Annotated in this window: 14 protein-coding genes and 2 pseudogenes; 9 read left to right on the forward strand and 7 right to left on the reverse strand. The window is 44.0% G+C overall.

Annotation, left to right across the window (positions count from 1 at the left end; translation table 11 throughout):
- The first annotated feature begins 144 nt into the window (after positions 1-144).
- The 5 genes from RDN79_RS13420 (at position 145) to RDN79_RS13440 (ending at position 6191) form a co-directional block, all read left to right on the forward strand.
- Entirely contained in the window at positions 145-729 is a 585-nt protein-coding gene (locus tag RDN79_RS13420) for a helix-turn-helix domain-containing protein (RefSeq protein ID WP_298551980.1), read from the forward strand.
- A gap of 12 nt (positions 730-741) precedes the next feature.
- Complete coding sequence (locus tag RDN79_RS13425) at positions 742-2397, forward strand: AMP-binding protein (RefSeq protein ID WP_298551978.1); 1656 nt, start codon at positions 742-744, stop codon at positions 2395-2397.
- A 45-nt stretch (positions 2398-2442) separates the two neighbouring features.
- Positions 2443-3861 (forward strand): adenosylhomocysteinase, encoded by a 1419-nt coding sequence (gene ahcY / locus RDN79_RS13430; protein WP_298551976.1) that lies wholly within the window; start codon positions 2443-2445, stop codon positions 3859-3861.
- A 140-nt stretch (positions 3862-4001) separates the two neighbouring features.
- Complete coding sequence (locus RDN79_RS13435) at positions 4002-5432, forward strand: hypothetical protein (protein ID WP_298551974.1); 1431 nt, start codon at positions 4002-4004, stop codon at positions 5430-5432.
- Between the two features lie 15 nt (positions 5433-5447).
- Positions 5448-6191, forward strand: a complete 744-nt coding sequence (locus tag RDN79_RS13440; RefSeq protein ID WP_298551972.1) for a glycosyltransferase family 2 protein — start codon at positions 5448-5450, stop codon at positions 6189-6191.
- A gap of 332 nt (positions 6192-6523) precedes the next feature.
- Here the strand turns inward: RDN79_RS13440 and RDN79_RS13445 are convergent, their stop codons facing one another.
- Positions 6524-6967, reverse strand: coding sequence for an Abi family protein (locus RDN79_RS13445; RefSeq protein WP_298552078.1), 444 nt, complete (start codon positions 6965-6967; stop codon positions 6524-6526).
- Positions 6968-7108: 141 nt separating this feature from the next.
- Between RDN79_RS13445 and RDN79_RS13450 the strand changes: the two genes are divergently transcribed.
- Positions 7109-7309, forward strand: a complete 201-nt coding sequence (locus RDN79_RS13450) for a hypothetical protein (RefSeq protein ID WP_298551969.1) — start codon at positions 7109-7111, stop codon at positions 7307-7309.
- Positions 7310-7391: 82 nt separating this feature from the next.
- Here RDN79_RS13450 and RDN79_RS13455 read toward each other — a convergent pair whose 3' ends face one another.
- Entirely contained in the window at positions 7392-7562 is a 171-nt protein-coding gene (locus RDN79_RS13455; RefSeq protein ID WP_298551967.1) for a hypothetical protein, read from the reverse strand.
- 107 nt (positions 7563-7669) lie between these two features.
- Here RDN79_RS13455 and RDN79_RS13460 point away from each other — a divergent pair, with 107 nt between their 5' ends.
- Together RDN79_RS13460 and RDN79_RS13465 are read left to right on the forward strand one after the other, a co-directional pair.
- Entirely contained in the window at positions 7670-8248 is a 579-nt protein-coding gene (locus RDN79_RS13460) for a plasmid pRiA4b ORF-3 family protein (protein ID WP_298551965.1), read from the forward strand.
- A 2-nt stretch (positions 8249-8250) separates the two neighbouring features.
- Entirely contained in the window at positions 8251-8685 is a 435-nt protein-coding gene (locus RDN79_RS13465) for a UPF0158 family protein (protein WP_298551963.1), read from the forward strand.
- A gap of 361 nt (positions 8686-9046) precedes the next feature.
- Here the strand turns inward: RDN79_RS13465 and RDN79_RS13470 are convergent, their stop codons facing one another.
- On the reverse strand, positions 9047-10402 hold the full coding sequence (locus RDN79_RS13470; RefSeq protein ID WP_298551961.1) for a hypothetical protein: 1356 nt from the start codon (positions 10400-10402) through the stop codon (positions 9047-9049).
- Between the two features lie 75 nt (positions 10403-10477).
- On the opposite strand from RDN79_RS13470, the gene RDN79_RS13475 reads away from it, so the two are divergent.
- On the forward strand, positions 10478-11476 hold the full coding sequence (locus tag RDN79_RS13475; protein WP_298551960.1) for a glycosyltransferase family 2 protein: 999 nt from the start codon (positions 10478-10480) through the stop codon (positions 11474-11476).
- A gap of 109 nt (positions 11477-11585) precedes the next feature.
- Here RDN79_RS13475 and RDN79_RS13480 read toward each other — a convergent pair whose 3' ends face one another.
- The 4 genes and pseudogenes from RDN79_RS13480 to RDN79_RS13495 all read right to left on the reverse strand — a co-directional run.
- Positions 11586-14105, reverse strand: a complete 2520-nt coding sequence (locus RDN79_RS13480) for a YfhO family protein (RefSeq protein WP_298551959.1) — start codon at positions 14103-14105, stop codon at positions 11586-11588.
- 25 nt (positions 14106-14130) lie between these two features.
- Positions 14131-14286 (reverse strand): annotated as a pseudogene (locus tag RDN79_RS13485) (glycosyltransferase); the annotation flags it as partial.
- Positions 14287-14354: 68 nt separating this feature from the next.
- Entirely contained in the window at positions 14355-15818 is a 1464-nt protein-coding gene (locus tag RDN79_RS13490; RefSeq protein WP_298551957.1) for an ATP-binding protein, read from the reverse strand.
- Between the two features lie 24 nt (positions 15819-15842).
- Positions 15843-15962 (reverse strand): annotated as a pseudogene (locus tag RDN79_RS13495) (glycosyltransferase); the annotation flags it as partial.

The following is a 15962-nucleotide window of genomic DNA, read 5'->3' on the forward strand; positions in this document are numbered from 1 at the left end:
GCAGGAAGTTACAAAAGGATGGTCTCCACGGGGATCATCCTTTTTTCTTTTAGCGAAAGCCTTTGTTTAATAAAAATTTAATGTAATTTTGCGCCGTTCTGTTACAAATTAAAAGATTTAATAAACAATAAACATACAATACTCATGGGAAACAACAAAATCATAGGAGCGAAAATCAGAAGCATCCGTGAATCCAAGCAACTTTCTACCCAGGAAGTATCCGAACGCTCAGGGCTGGGCATCGAACAAATAGAACGTATCGAGGGCAATATAGACTTCCCGTCTCTCGCCCCGTTAATCAAAATCGCCCGTGTATTAGGCGTTCGCCTGGGGACCTTCCTGGACGACCAGTCCGAGCTGGGGCCCGTCATCAGCCGCAAGAAAGACAACAACGGCTCTAACGGCATCGGTTTCAGCAACAACGACAGCAAGGCACGCAAGCACATGGAATACCATTCCCTGTCGCAAGACAAGTCGGGACGCCATATGGAGCCTTTCCTGATCGACGTCGCCCCGACTGAAGAAGGAGTGGATTTCGTTCTCTCCACACATGAAGGGGAAGAATTCATCTATGTGCTGGAAGGCATCCTCGAAATCAACTACGGCAAGAATACTTATATCCTGGAAGAAGGCGACAGCATCTACTACGATTCCATCGTCGCCCACCATGTACATGCCGCAGCCGACAACACGGCGAAAATACTCGGAGTCATCTACACCCCTTATTAATCGACAGTCCCTATGGAAATACAATTACAAGACAGGACGCTCGGCCAGTGGATGGAACATTGGGCCGAAACAACCCCCGACAAGGAATATCTGGTATATTCCGACCGCGACCTGCGTTTCACCTGGAAAGAATTCAACGAACGTGTAGACCGGATGGCGAAAGGGATGCTTTCGATCGGGATCAAACATGGCACGCATGTCGGTATCTGGGCGACCAACGTCCCGGACTGGCTCACCTTCCTGTATGCCGCTGCCAAGATCGGAGCTGTGGCCGTCACCGTCAATACGAACTATAAGCAGAGCGAACTGGAATTTCTGGTAGAAAATGCCGATATCCATACGATGTGCATCACCGACGGCGTGTTTGACGGCAGTTATGTCGACATGATGTACACCATGCTGCCCGAACTGAAAGAATCGCAACGCGGCTACCTGAAGAGCAAACGTTTCCCGAAGCTGAAGAACGTAGTTTACATCGGGCAGGAGAAATACAGAGGGATGTACAACACTCCCGAACTGTTGCTTTTAGGTGAAAACGTAAGCGACGAGACACTGGTGGAAGCCAAAAAGCTGGTGACCCCGCACGATGTCGTGAACATGCAATATACTTCCGGCACGACCGGTTTCCCCAAAGGGGTCATGCTGACGCACTATAACATTGCCAACAACGGGCTGCTGACGGGCGAACACATGAAGTTCACGGCAGACGACAAACTATGCTGTTGTGTGCCCCTGTTCCACTGCTTCGGCGTCGTGCTCGCTTCCATGAACGTCCTGACGCATGGTTGCACACAGGTGATGGTCGAGAAATTCGATCCGCTGGTCGTACTCGCCTCCATCCACAAGGAACGGTGCACGGCTCTTTACGGCGTGCCGACCATGTTCATCGCCGAGCTCAACCATCCGATGTTCAGCATGTTCGACCTGACGTCCCTCCGCACCGGTATCATGGCGGGCTCCCTTTGCCCCGTGGAACTGATGAAACAGGTGGAAGAAAAAATGTTCATGCGCGTGACCAGCGTTTACGGGTTGACGGAAGCATCGCCCGGCATGACGCATTCGCGCATCGACGATCCGGCGGAAGTCCGTTACAACACGGTAGGCCGTGACTTCGAATTTACCGAAGTCCGCGTGATCGATCCGGAAACGGGCGAAGAATGTCCGGTAGGCGTACAGGGTGAAATGTGCAACCGGGGGTACAACACCATGAAAGGGTATTACAACAACCCGGCAGCTACGGCCGAAGTCATCGACAAAGACGGCTTCCTGCACAGTGGTGACCTGGGCGTGAAGGACGAAAACGGCAACTACCGCATCACCGGGCGCATCAAGGACATGATCATCCGCGGAGGAGAGAATATCTATCCCCGCGAGCTGGAAGAATTCCTCTATCACCTGGAAGGGGTGAAAGACGTACAGGTTGCCGCCGTCCCATCCAAGAAATACGGGGAGGAAGTAGGGGCCTTTATCATCCTGCACGAAGGTGTTACCCTGACGGAAGATATCGTCAAGGATTTCTGCCGCGGAAAGATCGCCCGGCATAAGATCCCGAAGTATATATTCTTCGTCGACACCTTCCCCATGACCGGTAGCGGAAAGATCCAGAAGTTCAAACTGAAGGATGTAGGTCTGAAGTTATTGGCCGACCAGGGAATCACTCCGGTTTAAAGTTTTTTTCGTACCTTTGCTGCATTAACATTTTAGTATCAATTTATGTCACAATTATTTCCAACTAATCTGCCTTATAAAGTAGCAGATATGAGTTTGGCTGAATTCGGTCGTAAAGAAATCGAGATCGCCGAACACGAAATGCCGGGACTTATGGCGCTCCGTAAGAAGTATGCCGATCAGAAACCTCTGAAAGGAGCTCGCATCACCGGCTCACTGCACATGACGATTCAGACCGCAGTGTTAATCGAAACATTAGTTGCGTTGGGAGCAGACGTTCGCTGGGCAAGCTGTAACATCTTCTCTACACAGGACCATGCCGCCGCAGCCATCGCTGCCGATGGTGTTCCCGTTTTCGCCTGGAAGGGTGAAACACTGGAAGAATACTGGTGGTGTACCGACATGGCACTCCGTTTCCCCGACGGCAAAGGTCCGCACATGATTGTGGATGACGGTGGCGACGCTTCCTTGCTGGTTCACATGGGTTACCGGGCAGAAAACGACGCTGAGACGATCAACCGCAAAGGTGGCAATCACGAAGAACAGGTCATCCTGGATACCTTACACCGCATCCTGGTTGAAGACAATACCCGTTGGCACCGCACGATCGCCGAAATGAAAGGTGTTTCCGAAGAAACGACTACCGGCGTACACCGTCTGTACCAGATGATGGAAAAAGGCGAGCTGTTGGTTCCGGCCATCAATGTCAACGACTCCGTTACAAAATCGAAATTCGATAACCTGTACGGTTGCCGCGAATCACTGGCCGACGGTATCAAACGCGCGACAGATGTTATGATCGCCGGTAAAGTGGTAGTGGTTGCCGGATATGGTGACGTAGGTAAAGGCTGTGCCCACTCCATGCGCTCTTACGGAGCCCGTGTCCTGATCACGGAGATCGACCCGATCTGCGCTTTGCAGGCTGCCATGGAAGGTTTCGAAGTGACGACGATGGAAGAAGCCGTCAAGGAAGGCAACGTTTTCGTTACGACCACCGGTAACTGCGACATCATCACCATCGAACACATGGCCCAGATGAAAGATCAGGCCATCGTTTGTAACATCGGCCATTTCGACAACGAAATCCAAGTCGACAAGTTAGTGAACTATCCGAACATCCAGCACACCAACATCAAACCGCAGGTTGACAAGTACACGTTCCCGACAGGCAACTCCATCTTCCTGCTAGCAGAAGGCCGCCTGGTAAACCTGGGTTGCGCGACCGGCCATCCCTCTTTCGTCATGAGCAACTCCTTCACCAACCAGGTCTTGGCCCAGATGGATTTGTGGACAATGCCTTACGAAGTCGGTGTCTACCGCCTGCCGAAACGCCTGGACGAAGAAGTAGCCCGCCTCCACCTGGAACGCATCGGCGTCAAACTGTCCACTTTGACACAAAAGCAAGCCGATTACATCGGAGTTCCGGTCGAAGGGCCTTATAAGGCTGAACATTACAGATATTAATATTTTTTACAATGAAGAACAGTTCATCAGCAAAGTCTAACGGGATATATATAGCAGGTTTAATCATCGTATTCATAGTTTCGTTCTCGTACATCTTCGACAGCAAACTGGACTTGAACGGGGATAACTGTGCATATTATATGTTAGCAACCTCTATCGTACAGGGACACGGGTATGCAGACATTACAACAGCAGCTTACACTCCCTCCAACGTTTTTCCTCCCGGCTATCCTTTGCTGATGACTGTTGTCCGTTTTTTTACGGAAAGTTTTTTCCCACAGAAAGTATTAAACGGATTATTTCTTTTAGGTAGTGCTATCCTCTTATTTTTCTTAATTAAGAAAAATAAGCTATCTGATCAGATAGCATTTGTAGCCGCATCCGCGATACTATTAAATTATCAAGTTTTGCATTTCGCTACCATGATGATGAGCGAAATGTCATTCCTGTTCACCTCCGTACTTGCCTGTTGGTTCATCTACAAAATAGATGAGAAAAAAGCATTTTGGAAAGATCCATTCTTTTATCTGGCAATCATTACGGCCGCATACAACTACCACATCCGCACACAAGGAATCGCCCTTATTGCCGCAATCCTCGGTTATTTCCTATTTACACGCCAATGGAAACAAATGCTCGGTTTCGCCGGAGGTTTCGCAATATGCCTGCTCCCTTGGATGATCCGAAATAAGATCGCGGGATTAGGACAAAGCCGGTATATAGATATGATTGCCTCTTCCAATCACTGGAGACCGGAAGAGGGTACATTGGATTTGTTAGGAATAATATGTCGTTTTCTGGAGACTTTCAAAATGCTACTAACAAAAGCATTACCCAATTCAATACTTCCATACCTGAATGTCAATTACGATATCGCTACAACATGGGAAGAATGGCTTATTGCCATTATACTTTTAACCTTAATCATAGTTGGAATGTGGAGATTCGGAAAATATAAATATTTATTCCTGTTTTACACATTGGGCACATTCGGGGTTATCTCTATTTTTAGTACACCAAGTGGAAACCGCTACACAACACCGTTACTTCCTTTTTTAGAAATAAATTTAATAATAGGTTTATATACAATACTGACAAAAGGAATGCAAAAGATAAAATTAGCTAAGACCTTTTCGCCTTGGCTACTAATATCGCTTTTCATATTTTTCTCGCTTCCTAAATTACAGGAATTGAGAGCAATCAACAAATCGGCTTATCCTTCTAACTATCAGAACTTTTTTAAAATAGCAGAAGAGGTACGCAAACAAGTTCCACCCCAAACGGTTGTTTGTTCACGCAAACCGGAATTATTCTATATGTTCAGTAAAACAGCCGTTACAATGTATGCTTGGACAGAAAATGAAGAAGAATTAATAACCGGATTAATAAATTCTGGTACAGACTATGTAGTATTAGAGCAATTAGGCTACAGTTCGACCGGACGATATCTATATCCGGCAATACAAAAGAGTCCAGAACTGTTTCCAATAGTCATGCATCTAAAAAATCCGGATACTTATTTACTAAAATTCGACAAAGAGAAAGCAAAACAAAAATTCAAACAACAATAAACAATACTATAAGTTATGGTTAATAATCAAAAAGTCACCGTTGTTTTACCTGCTTACAATGCAAGCCAAACATTGGAACAGACATATCGGGAAATTCCTTTAGATATTGTAGATAATGTCATCCTTGTTGATGATTGCAGCAAGGATAATACCATTGAAGTTGCGAAAAGATTAGGGATTCAACATGTAATCCGACACGATAAAAATAAGGGATATGGAGGAAACCAAAAAACTTGTTATAACAAAGCATTGGAAATAGGTTCTGATATTGTAGTCATGCTACATCCGGATTATCAATATACACCTCTTCTACTCCATTCCATGATCTATTTAATAGCAAACGGGGTCTATGAAGTTGTTTTTGCTTCTCGCATTTTAGGAAAAGGAGCCTTAAAAGGTGGAATGCCAATATACAAATATATAGCAAACCGAGGACTTACCTTTATTGAAAATATATTGATGAACAACAAACTTGCAGAATACCATACGGGGTATAGAGCATACTCTGGGAAAGTATTAAGAAGCGTTAATTTCAATAAATGTTCCGACAATTTTATTTTCGACAATGAAATTATCGCACAAATATCTGATCAAGGTTACGAAATTGCAGAAATTACCTGTCCGACTAAATATTTCAAAGAAGCTTCTTCCATTAACATAAAGAACAGTACAATATATGGTTTAGGTGTTCTCAAAGTTTCAATATGCTATTTTTTTAATAAAATCGGAATCATAAAATATAACATTCTACAAAAATAAGAGAAACAAAGGCATAGGATTAGTCCCCTAAAACTGCACTTTAGCCTTCGTAAGGCTATAGTATTCTATGTTAACCTGCAACTGAAAAATCTATTTTCACTTACAGGTTAACGTTTATTGTCAATATCTGCATACTTGGTAACTATTCTGCCATAGTAAGGGCGCACTGATTCGGTCGGTCTGTTGTCAGTATAGTCTCCTTCAATGCATTAGCCTCGCGTCTATCATCCATCACTTCTATTTTGGCACATTGTCTAAGCTACCGTAAAGATGCAACATTTGGTTCGATGTATTCAGCCTTTCGTTGATTTCCATTCTTAGGCAGATGTTCATTATCTCCATAGAGGCTCTTGTTCCCAATTATAAGGAAAGCCTAACAAATGAGTGTTTACAGACGGGTGTTTTACCAAAAGTTGCTTGAAGTCAGCAACGAAAGTGTTTTCGGGAACAATAGAGTTGAACCAATACACGACACAGCACAGTTGTGGATAAAGGGATTGTTTCCGGAACGAGAAATTTACAATCCATGTGTTCGGCATACATTCTGGCATCTTTGGTTTTACAGGAAAGACACGATTTGAAAGTCTGGAATGGTGAGCACAACAATTACGAAGTACAGCAAGGCACTCCAACCAACTTCTCAAAAATTTGTGATGTTTCAAACCGAACTCCCTCGCTACTGCTTTCTCGACATCATTGATAAGCAAACCTCTCTCTTTGAGAATTCCAATTTGCCTCTCTGTTGTTATAGCTTGATGTATATACTTGGCTCCCATAAATAAAAATGTCCCGCCGGGTACACTAATCTTACGGGAAGCGGGCGGGATTTGTTGATACAAAGGTAATAAGATATTTTTATCCTACAAGCGACCAATATAAAAAAAGCTTATCCGTCTTATTTTGGCAGTTATTATCAATTGGACAAAGTAATAAACTTTCTTGCCAAGATTGAGAACCTGTATTGTATCGGACGTAACGGACAACATCGTTATAACAATATGGATCATTCAATGTTGACTGCTATCGAAGCCGTCAATCATGTCATTGGAAAGAATACAGATAAATCCACCATTTGGAACGTCAATACGGAAGAAGAATATCACGAAACAAAAAAATAAAAAGGAACGCTATTATTTGGCATGCATAACCCAATGCTTTAGCTTGTACAAAGCTATGCCTTAGCCCTCGTAACCCATAGCATTACGATCCGGATACCGTCCCTTTCGAAAAGGAGTCGGCATCCGGACCGAAAGGAATGCTTGCATCTTCCCGGTCCGCCTTCATCCGCAACTTCATCTTGCTGCTTCCGAGATCCATCAACAGGAAGGTGAAGCGAGAGCCTCCAGGTGAAGGACAAAAGCGGTATCCCATCCGGACTTTAAACCAAGAAAAACATATTTCCGACACGATTATCCGATAAAATAGCATGCGGACGATCAAAAAGAATTACCTTTGCGTACCTAATTATCTCACTATATATGGCATACCTATTCAAAATTAAGATCAAAGGGATAACAAAACCACCGGTTTGGCGCAAGGTTTCCGTTCCGGAAAACTTCACATTCCTGCAATTCCATCAAGTGATACAAACTGTTTTCGGTTGGTACGACTACCACTTGTTTGAGTTCAGAGAGAAAGAATACCAGGGCAAATTCCGTATTGCAATTCCTTCCGAAGATGATTTCGAGTTCGATATTAGGACATATGATGCCTCAAAAACCAAACTATCGGCTATATTTTCAGGAAATATAAAAAAGCTCTTATATATCTATGACTTCGGCGACGATTGGGTACATGAAATAACATTGGAATCCATTTCCGAGGAAATGCTCAAAAACGCTTATTGCATTTCCGGTAAAGGGGCCTGCCCACCGGAAGATTGTGGGGGCATATATGGTTACGCACATATGAAACAGGTGTTCCAGACAACGCCTGACAGCGAAGAGGCCCAAGAATTAAGAGAGTGGCTGGGACTGGATGATGACGAGAATTGGGACGCGGGCTTTTTCTGCACAGAAGAAAAAGAAGATATAAATTGCGACTTGAAAGACATTTAAATATGACAAACAAAAACTACAATATCCCGGATCAGTTGATAACCGAAATTGCCCAAGAGATCGACATGGGCATGGTTTGTTTTATCAATCCGGAGACATTGGAATTGGAATCCATATTAGGAAACTCGTACATCTATGGAGATACGGAAGAATTCAACCAGGAAATTTTCGCAAAAGTAAACAAATGGAAGAAATACATACACATTGAGCCATTAGAGTCTCGTGAATCATTCCTAATCATGGAAAAATTCATTCAATGCTGCATACCAGACAAAGACCGTTTCAAAGAGGAGCTATGGAATGCCATATCCCGTCCCAAATCTTTCCAGCATTTCAAAATCCGTATCGACAACAGTCGATATCGGCAAAACTGGTTCGATTTCAAGCAGGAAGAGTTGGAGAAGTATGTACGGGAACAATTGAGATTTGCGGAATGATTCACACATCCAACCTATACTGATCTTTAACTTTAGCCATATTAACCCCTTTGACGATTATATTGTTTCTTCTTAGTTGTGTCAATTCCGATTGCGTCAATTTAAAGTTCTTAAATGGCGTATTATCCTGTTTGGGCAATGAAAACAGCAGATAAGCCAAATGTTTGTCCCCCACCACACCTTTGTCTTTATAGTAACGATATGTCTTCAAAACTTGATCTATTGCCTTATTAGAATTCTTTACCGCATTTTTAAACTCGCAATATTTCAACTCCAAAAACATAATCCAAGAAGACAATAATCGGAAACATATATGCTTTTTTGGTTGAAATACCTTATCTCATGTTCAGGAAATTCCTCCTTAATCCTCGTTGCTATCATCTTCGTAATAATTCAACATCTTGTAAAAATCGTCCATTACCTCTTTCATGTTACTATCAAAATAATTGTCACCTACCAAACCGTCAGCCTGTTGAATTGTAGCGTTCAACTCACCGTTCCTCCCTTTCAAATACCCATCTTTTATTTCCCACACGGATACCAGCTCCGGACTAATCCATGAATCACGGCAATCAATCTCCTTCCGTGTATCATCCGATACCCGGTCTTTCACTAAATGTCCCATCATACAATTATTCAATGCATACAAAATATAAGGACTATGAGTCGTAAGAGTCAGGCAATCATTTTCCCTTATCGATATCAGTTTGACCAATTCATAGAGTAAATCCCTCTGCGCTAATGGAAATAAATTCAATTCAGGCTCCTCGATATAAAGATTTGCCGATTGGGTTTTGAACATCTGGCTAATAACAGACTCAAATCTTTCCTTCTCTTCCTGAGACTCGAACAAACGTATTTCTTTTGCCTCCGTTTTAACTATGATCGTGTTATCTTTTACTTCAACCGTATGTTCTTTATTTCCTGTGTTGATGACAATATTTTTAGTACCTCCTTCTGTGGGTAATTCAAGCTCTTTCAATTCAAAATATTCTTCATATATATTTTGGATCACTTTGTTTTTCGACTGTTCATCCACCACACTGCTTTGCTTATCTATCTCTCCCAAATGAGTAACTAAATAATGGCTCAGCACCAACAACGGGATCAAGGATTGCAATCCGCTGGAAGTATTTGTCAAATCCAACGACTTGGCATCATTGACTGCCACAATATCCCGACCGGTCGCATCGTCAAAATAATATTTCATATTCAAATTAATGACATCAAGAGGATTATCTTTCCGGTAATTCCTGCGAGAATCATCCCAATCTATCATGAAACTAAGGATGTTCGTATTCTTAAAACGAACCTCGAACCAGTTGTTTATGACCGAAACGATATTTCTTTCTCCCGGAATATAAGCGATCTTCGAACGTCGATATCCACATCTGTTTTTCCATTCAAGCCGGGGCGGCTCTTTAAAATCATAGGTCAACACAAGCGTATCTGTTTCATATCGAATATAACTGTCTTCCGACACATATCCGATCAATTTATGAAATTCAATTAACCGCTCATTGAAAAAAGAGGAAGACAAAAAAGGTTCGACAGTCTGAGACAAGCAGCATTTCTTCTCCATCCACTTGCAGAAAGAAGCTATTTTACAAATCGTACTCTTGCCGGAGCTTTGAGGTCCCATGATCACATTCACCTTCTTCAACTCCATCGAAGCCTCTTTTATCGCTCCTATATTTTTTATTGTCAAACTTTTCATCTATATCAACCATTGATTCATTATATGCAAAGATATATGTATTTTTGCACAAAACTTATTGATCGGAAAATAAATATGGCAACACCCCATTTATCCCTTATTATTCCAGTCTACAACCGTCCCAACGAGGTAGAGGAGTTGTTGGACAGCCTCACGCGGCAAAGTGAAACAAACTTCGAAGTCGTCATCATCGAAGACGGTTCGAAAGAAACTTGCCAGCATGTAATCGAAGCTTTCAAGGATAAGTTGGATGTTTCCTATTTTTATATCCCGAACGGTGGTCCGGGTAATGCCCGCAACTACGGGGCGAAGCAGAGCAAAGGCGATTACCTGATCGTTCTCGATTCGGATTGTATCCTGCCTCCCGATTATATCCGATCGGTAAACAATGAACTGAAGGAAACCGGAGCTGACGCATTCGGAGGACCGGACAAGGCCTCTGACAGTTTTACGGACGTGCAGAAGGCCATCAACTACTCCATGACCTCCTTTTTTACGACAGGCGGCATTCGTGGCGGGAAAAAGAAGATGGATAAGTTCTACCCCCGGAGTTTCAACATGGGGATCCGAAAAAGCACATACGAAGCGTTAGGCGGCTTCTCCCCCATGCGCTTCGGAGAAGACATCGATTTCAGTATCCGTCTGTTCAAGAACGGCTACAAAGTATGCCTGTTTCCCTCGGCCTGGGTATATCATAAGAGACGTACGGATTGGCGCAAGTTCTTCCGCCAGGTCTATAACTCCGGCATCGCCCGCATCAACCTGTACAAAAAATATCCGGACTCACTTAAACTGGTGCATCTATTGCCGGCAGTCTTTACTTTAGGAGTACTCTTTTTCCTGGTCGGAAGCTTCTTCTGCGCTTGGAGCTTATTGCCGCTCGGACTTTTCTGCTTGCTGATCTTTGTGGATTCTTCGATTCAGAATAAAAGCATCAAAATCGGCTTGCTGTCAATTATCGCCTCCTTTATCCAGCTGTTAGGATACGGTTGCGGATTTTTAGATGCAGCTTGGAACCGATTGGTTCTGAAGAAAGAAGAATTTTCCGCGTTCCAGAAGACGTTCTACAAATAAAACTAACATAATTCAGGCACAGATTACACGGAAAGAGAATAAATTTATCCGTGTAAATCCGTGCCTGAAAAATTGTGATAAAGGAGTTTTGACACACTCCCCTACGATATTATTCTTTACTCTTTTCCCAATATTTCCATCCTGACCAACCAATCGCAGCAATCAATAATAACAGGATCAGGAACGAGCTATAGGAAGAAACGTATGCAGCCGTCACATAACCGGACGGACGGAACTCGAAGACAATCGTATGTTCGCCTGCCGGCACACGCATACCGCGCAAAATCCAGTCCGCACGGAAATGAGGCACTTCCTTGCCGTCGACCGTTGCCTTCCAACCCGGCTGGTAATAGACTTCGGAAAAGACAGCCAATTGTTCTTTATCCGCTTTACTCTTATAGGTCAGACGATTCGGGCGATATTCTTCCAACACGATCGTTGCGGTAGAATCTTTCTGCGGAACAAATCCTTCCAGCTCTTTCCTGAAACGTTTGTCCACAACCGCCGTTTCCAGCGGATCGATCGTATTCAAGGCTTCTATCTCGGCATCCGCATTCTCCACCATGTCCAGCTTATCCACAAACCAAGCATTCCCGAATGCATACGGGTTCTTCAACGGCTGCTGTTCCGGGTTATAGATGATATAGCGGGTATTCAACATATTCAATGAAGGACAGGCAGCTAATGCGGACATCACGTCTTCGGCCGTCTGTGCCTTCTGCAAAGCACCGATAATCCCACGCAACTCACCGTCCAGCCGATGGTCGATCAGCTCCTGGTAACGGCGCAGTTTGACGGCATGATACCCCCCGATAGAATGATGATAGTAGGAAGTATTCGTTTCCTGCCACGGATTATTGATGTTCAACACACGGAAAGTCGAACCCGTATCCTGCAAAATCGCCTTGTCGGCAACCGTTTCCTTATACATCTCCGCCGGTTGCTGCTTGACGAAATTACCGTCATTCAAATAACGGCGGTCCACCGTCCAAAGATCGATCAAAATAAGTACCGCCACCCCTGCACTTACGAAAGTCGCCGCAGTCTTCTTATTTTTCGCTTTCCAGAACCAGACAAGCAACCCGGCTCCCAACAGGATAAAGACCAAAGACCGCAACGCGTCGGCCGAAGCCAGCGAAGCACGGTCCATCAACAAAGCCGTGTAATACCACTCCGGAACCTGGTTCTGGAACTGCGCATCGTATGCAGACCGGAAATCCAACAGCAAGGAAGGCATCAGCCAAAGAATCACACAAAGTCCTCCGGTCAACCCCAAAGCCCAAAGGAATCCTTTTTTCAAACGAGCCTCCTCCACTTTTTCAGCCAAAATTTCCCGTAATCCCCAAATAGCGACGATCGGAAATACCAATCCCGGTATCACCAACGCCATCTCGACCGTACGGAACTTATTGTACAAAGGCAGATAATGGAACATCAAGTCGTTAAAAGAATCGAAATTACGTCCCAACGCAAGGAACGTCAGGAACACCGATCCTGCTAACAGCCACCATTTCATCGGGTTCCGGATCACGAACATTCCCAAGACGAACAGGAAGCAGACCAAAGCCCCGAAATAGACCGGCCCGGAAGTAAATATCTTATCTCCCCAATAGGTATAGGTCTGTACTTCTTTCCCCACCTGGGCCCCGTTTTTCTTCAACTCCTTGTATAACTCGGAAGAACTGTCCAACGTACCTCCGGAACTACCTCCATAGGTATTCGGAACCAAGACGGTCATCAACTCTTTCCAACCGTAACTCCATTGAAAAGCATAATCCTTATCCAAACCGGTAGAAGCCTTCTCCACTGTTCCCGAAGCATCCGGTTTCGGCGTCAGCTCCGAAGCTCCACGGATGGAATGTTGTCCCAGATCCCAATTGGAATACATTCCCTGCGCGTTAGGCAATACAGCCAATACGACACAAGCCAGCATAATCAGGGAAGTTTTCAGCCATTCGCCATATGCTTTCTCCCTGATCTTCTTAATCGCATACCCTAAATAGATCAGTACACAAAGCAATACCAGATAATAAGTGATCTGGATATGTCCGTTCGCCAGAGACAAGGCTACCCCTAACAGGAACAAGACGGCTCCCCACAGATAGGAGCGCCTGAAAAGCAATGCCATACCGGCCAACGTCACCGGCATATAACCAATCACATAGGCTTTCACAATATGCCCCGCCTCGATAATAATGATATTATAGGATGCGAATGCAAAAGCGAACGCCCCGGCAATCGCGAGCCACCAGTTTACTCCCATGACGCACATCAACAGGTAGAAACACACCAATCCGACAAATACCATTGCTGCATCGCCATACCCCACCTTTTTCAACCAACCATCCACAATCGAATAAGAAGGCATACTCGGTGCTGCCTGACCATATCCTGTCACATACGGCATCCCTCCGAACATCGCATCCGACCAGGCACTGAACTCACCTGGCTGTGCCGTCTTGGCATATTGCTCCATCTGGCTATGCCCCATTCCGGTCGCCTTGATATTATCACCTTGCATGATTACTTTCCCATCAAACACCGCCGGTGAAAAATAAACCATCACCAGTCCCAAAAACAAGATCAGGGCAACAACATGTTTCCCCCACTGCTTTAGCAAATCCTTCATATATGTCTCATTAAAATTCATACTATCAAACCCGCCCCTTCAAGCATTTCGCCGCATAAAAACGGACGGCGAACCACCCATGGAGCAAAACCGTAACAAAAGTACCATAATATTTGCACATAATCGCATATCTCTCTCGCAAGGACGCTTTTCTTTGCGTCGTGCTCGTCCCGCCGTCCAGGGTGAGATAACGTTTACTGTGCATTTACTGTGCATTTACTGTGCATTTACTGTGCATTTACTGTGCATTTACTGCAACACCATTTCATAATATTGTACCGGGTCATTCTTCTTCCCATACCGTCTCACCAAACCATATTCAATCAGTCGATTAAGCCTCAATAAAACCGTACGTCTCGCTTTGCCTGTATAGGCTTCCAATTCCAAGCGAGTCACCCTTACCTTATTACCCATATAGGTCAAAATAGTCCTCTCCAAATCATCAAGAGAGTTCCACATGTCCGTACTTACATTTGCTCCTGCACATGCAGATTGGTGCATAGTACGCATTACAATATTATTCTTCAGCACAAGTTTTACAAACTGCTCAGGTTCGGTATATATGGGTTCGTCTAAAAAAAGATCTTTCATATCCGAATAAATACGCTTTACTCCCTCATTTAACTCACGAACCCATCCAAAATCGGTCAACACACGGGCTATTCGAGGATTCCTTGAATAACGTGTAACCTGTATATTGCTGACTGTTACGACATTGGGCAATCTGCCAGGACTCAATATTTCCAATCTATCATCATACATCGTCACCTTTATGTAGCTCCCGCTCATACCATACTCCCGATGCGTAACAGCATTGACAATCCCCTCAAGCCACGCAAACTCCGGATATTCAGGGACTATCCGGAATTTACCGGTTTGTTGATCCAAAGCCGTGAACTCCCTCAGTTGCGAACCTATAAATCTTTTGGCTTCATCTATAATCTTAACAATTGAACATTCAATATTGACATCCCTAATAATATTTATATTGGTCCCCACTTGGGCGGAATTGCCTTCGTAACGGACGAAACGGACTCTGCAATTAGGATAAAACTGTTGGACATTTTGAGCAAACAAAAGGACAGCCGCATTCGTCAAGTATTCTCTTCCTCCCAGCTTTTTAAGAAAACCACGGGCACGCAACACTTGCTCCGTCGATAAATGAGAGGCTTTAATATACCGCTTGTATTCCATGATACTATCGTTATCCAAATCAGACAACGATGCATCCATATTACATTCATCCTCATAATGGCGGGTACTTTTGCTATACTCAAGATTCCGCAAATCCACGCCTTTCAGTTCTTTCGTCTTATCACCGATCCTCAGATAAGTCGAATCGTTTACCGTCCGTATGATCTGATCGATACTGGCATGAATATGTAAAAGTAAAATCCGGTCTTGCTCTCCCTTATTATTAATAACATCCAAAAATTCATCATCATAGGCCGGCATCGGCTTACAACAATCTTTAGGTGCATTCAAAAAATTATTGATTTTTTCTATGCCGCAACTATTTACGCCTTCTATTGTTTTGGTTTTATCACTGATACCTATAACAACAGTCCCACCTTCCGCATTCGCAAATGCAGAAATCAAGTCTGCAATATCAGCCACTTTTATTTTTGCGGACTTCCTGTCAAAATGTTTATTTTCATCTTGAGAAGTCAAATAGTCCAAGGTCAGTATTGGATTTATTTCGGATCGTATCATACCGATAAATTAAAATTCATACTATCAAACCCGCCCCTTCAAGCATTTCGCCGCATAAAAACGGACGGCGAACCACCCATGGAGCAAAACCGTAACAAAAGTACCATAATATTTGCACATAATCGCATATCTCTCTCGCAAGGA

This window comes from uncultured Parabacteroides sp., assembly GCF_902493135.1.
Classification (GTDB): domain Bacteria; phylum Bacteroidota; class Bacteroidia; order Bacteroidales; family Tannerellaceae; genus Parabacteroides.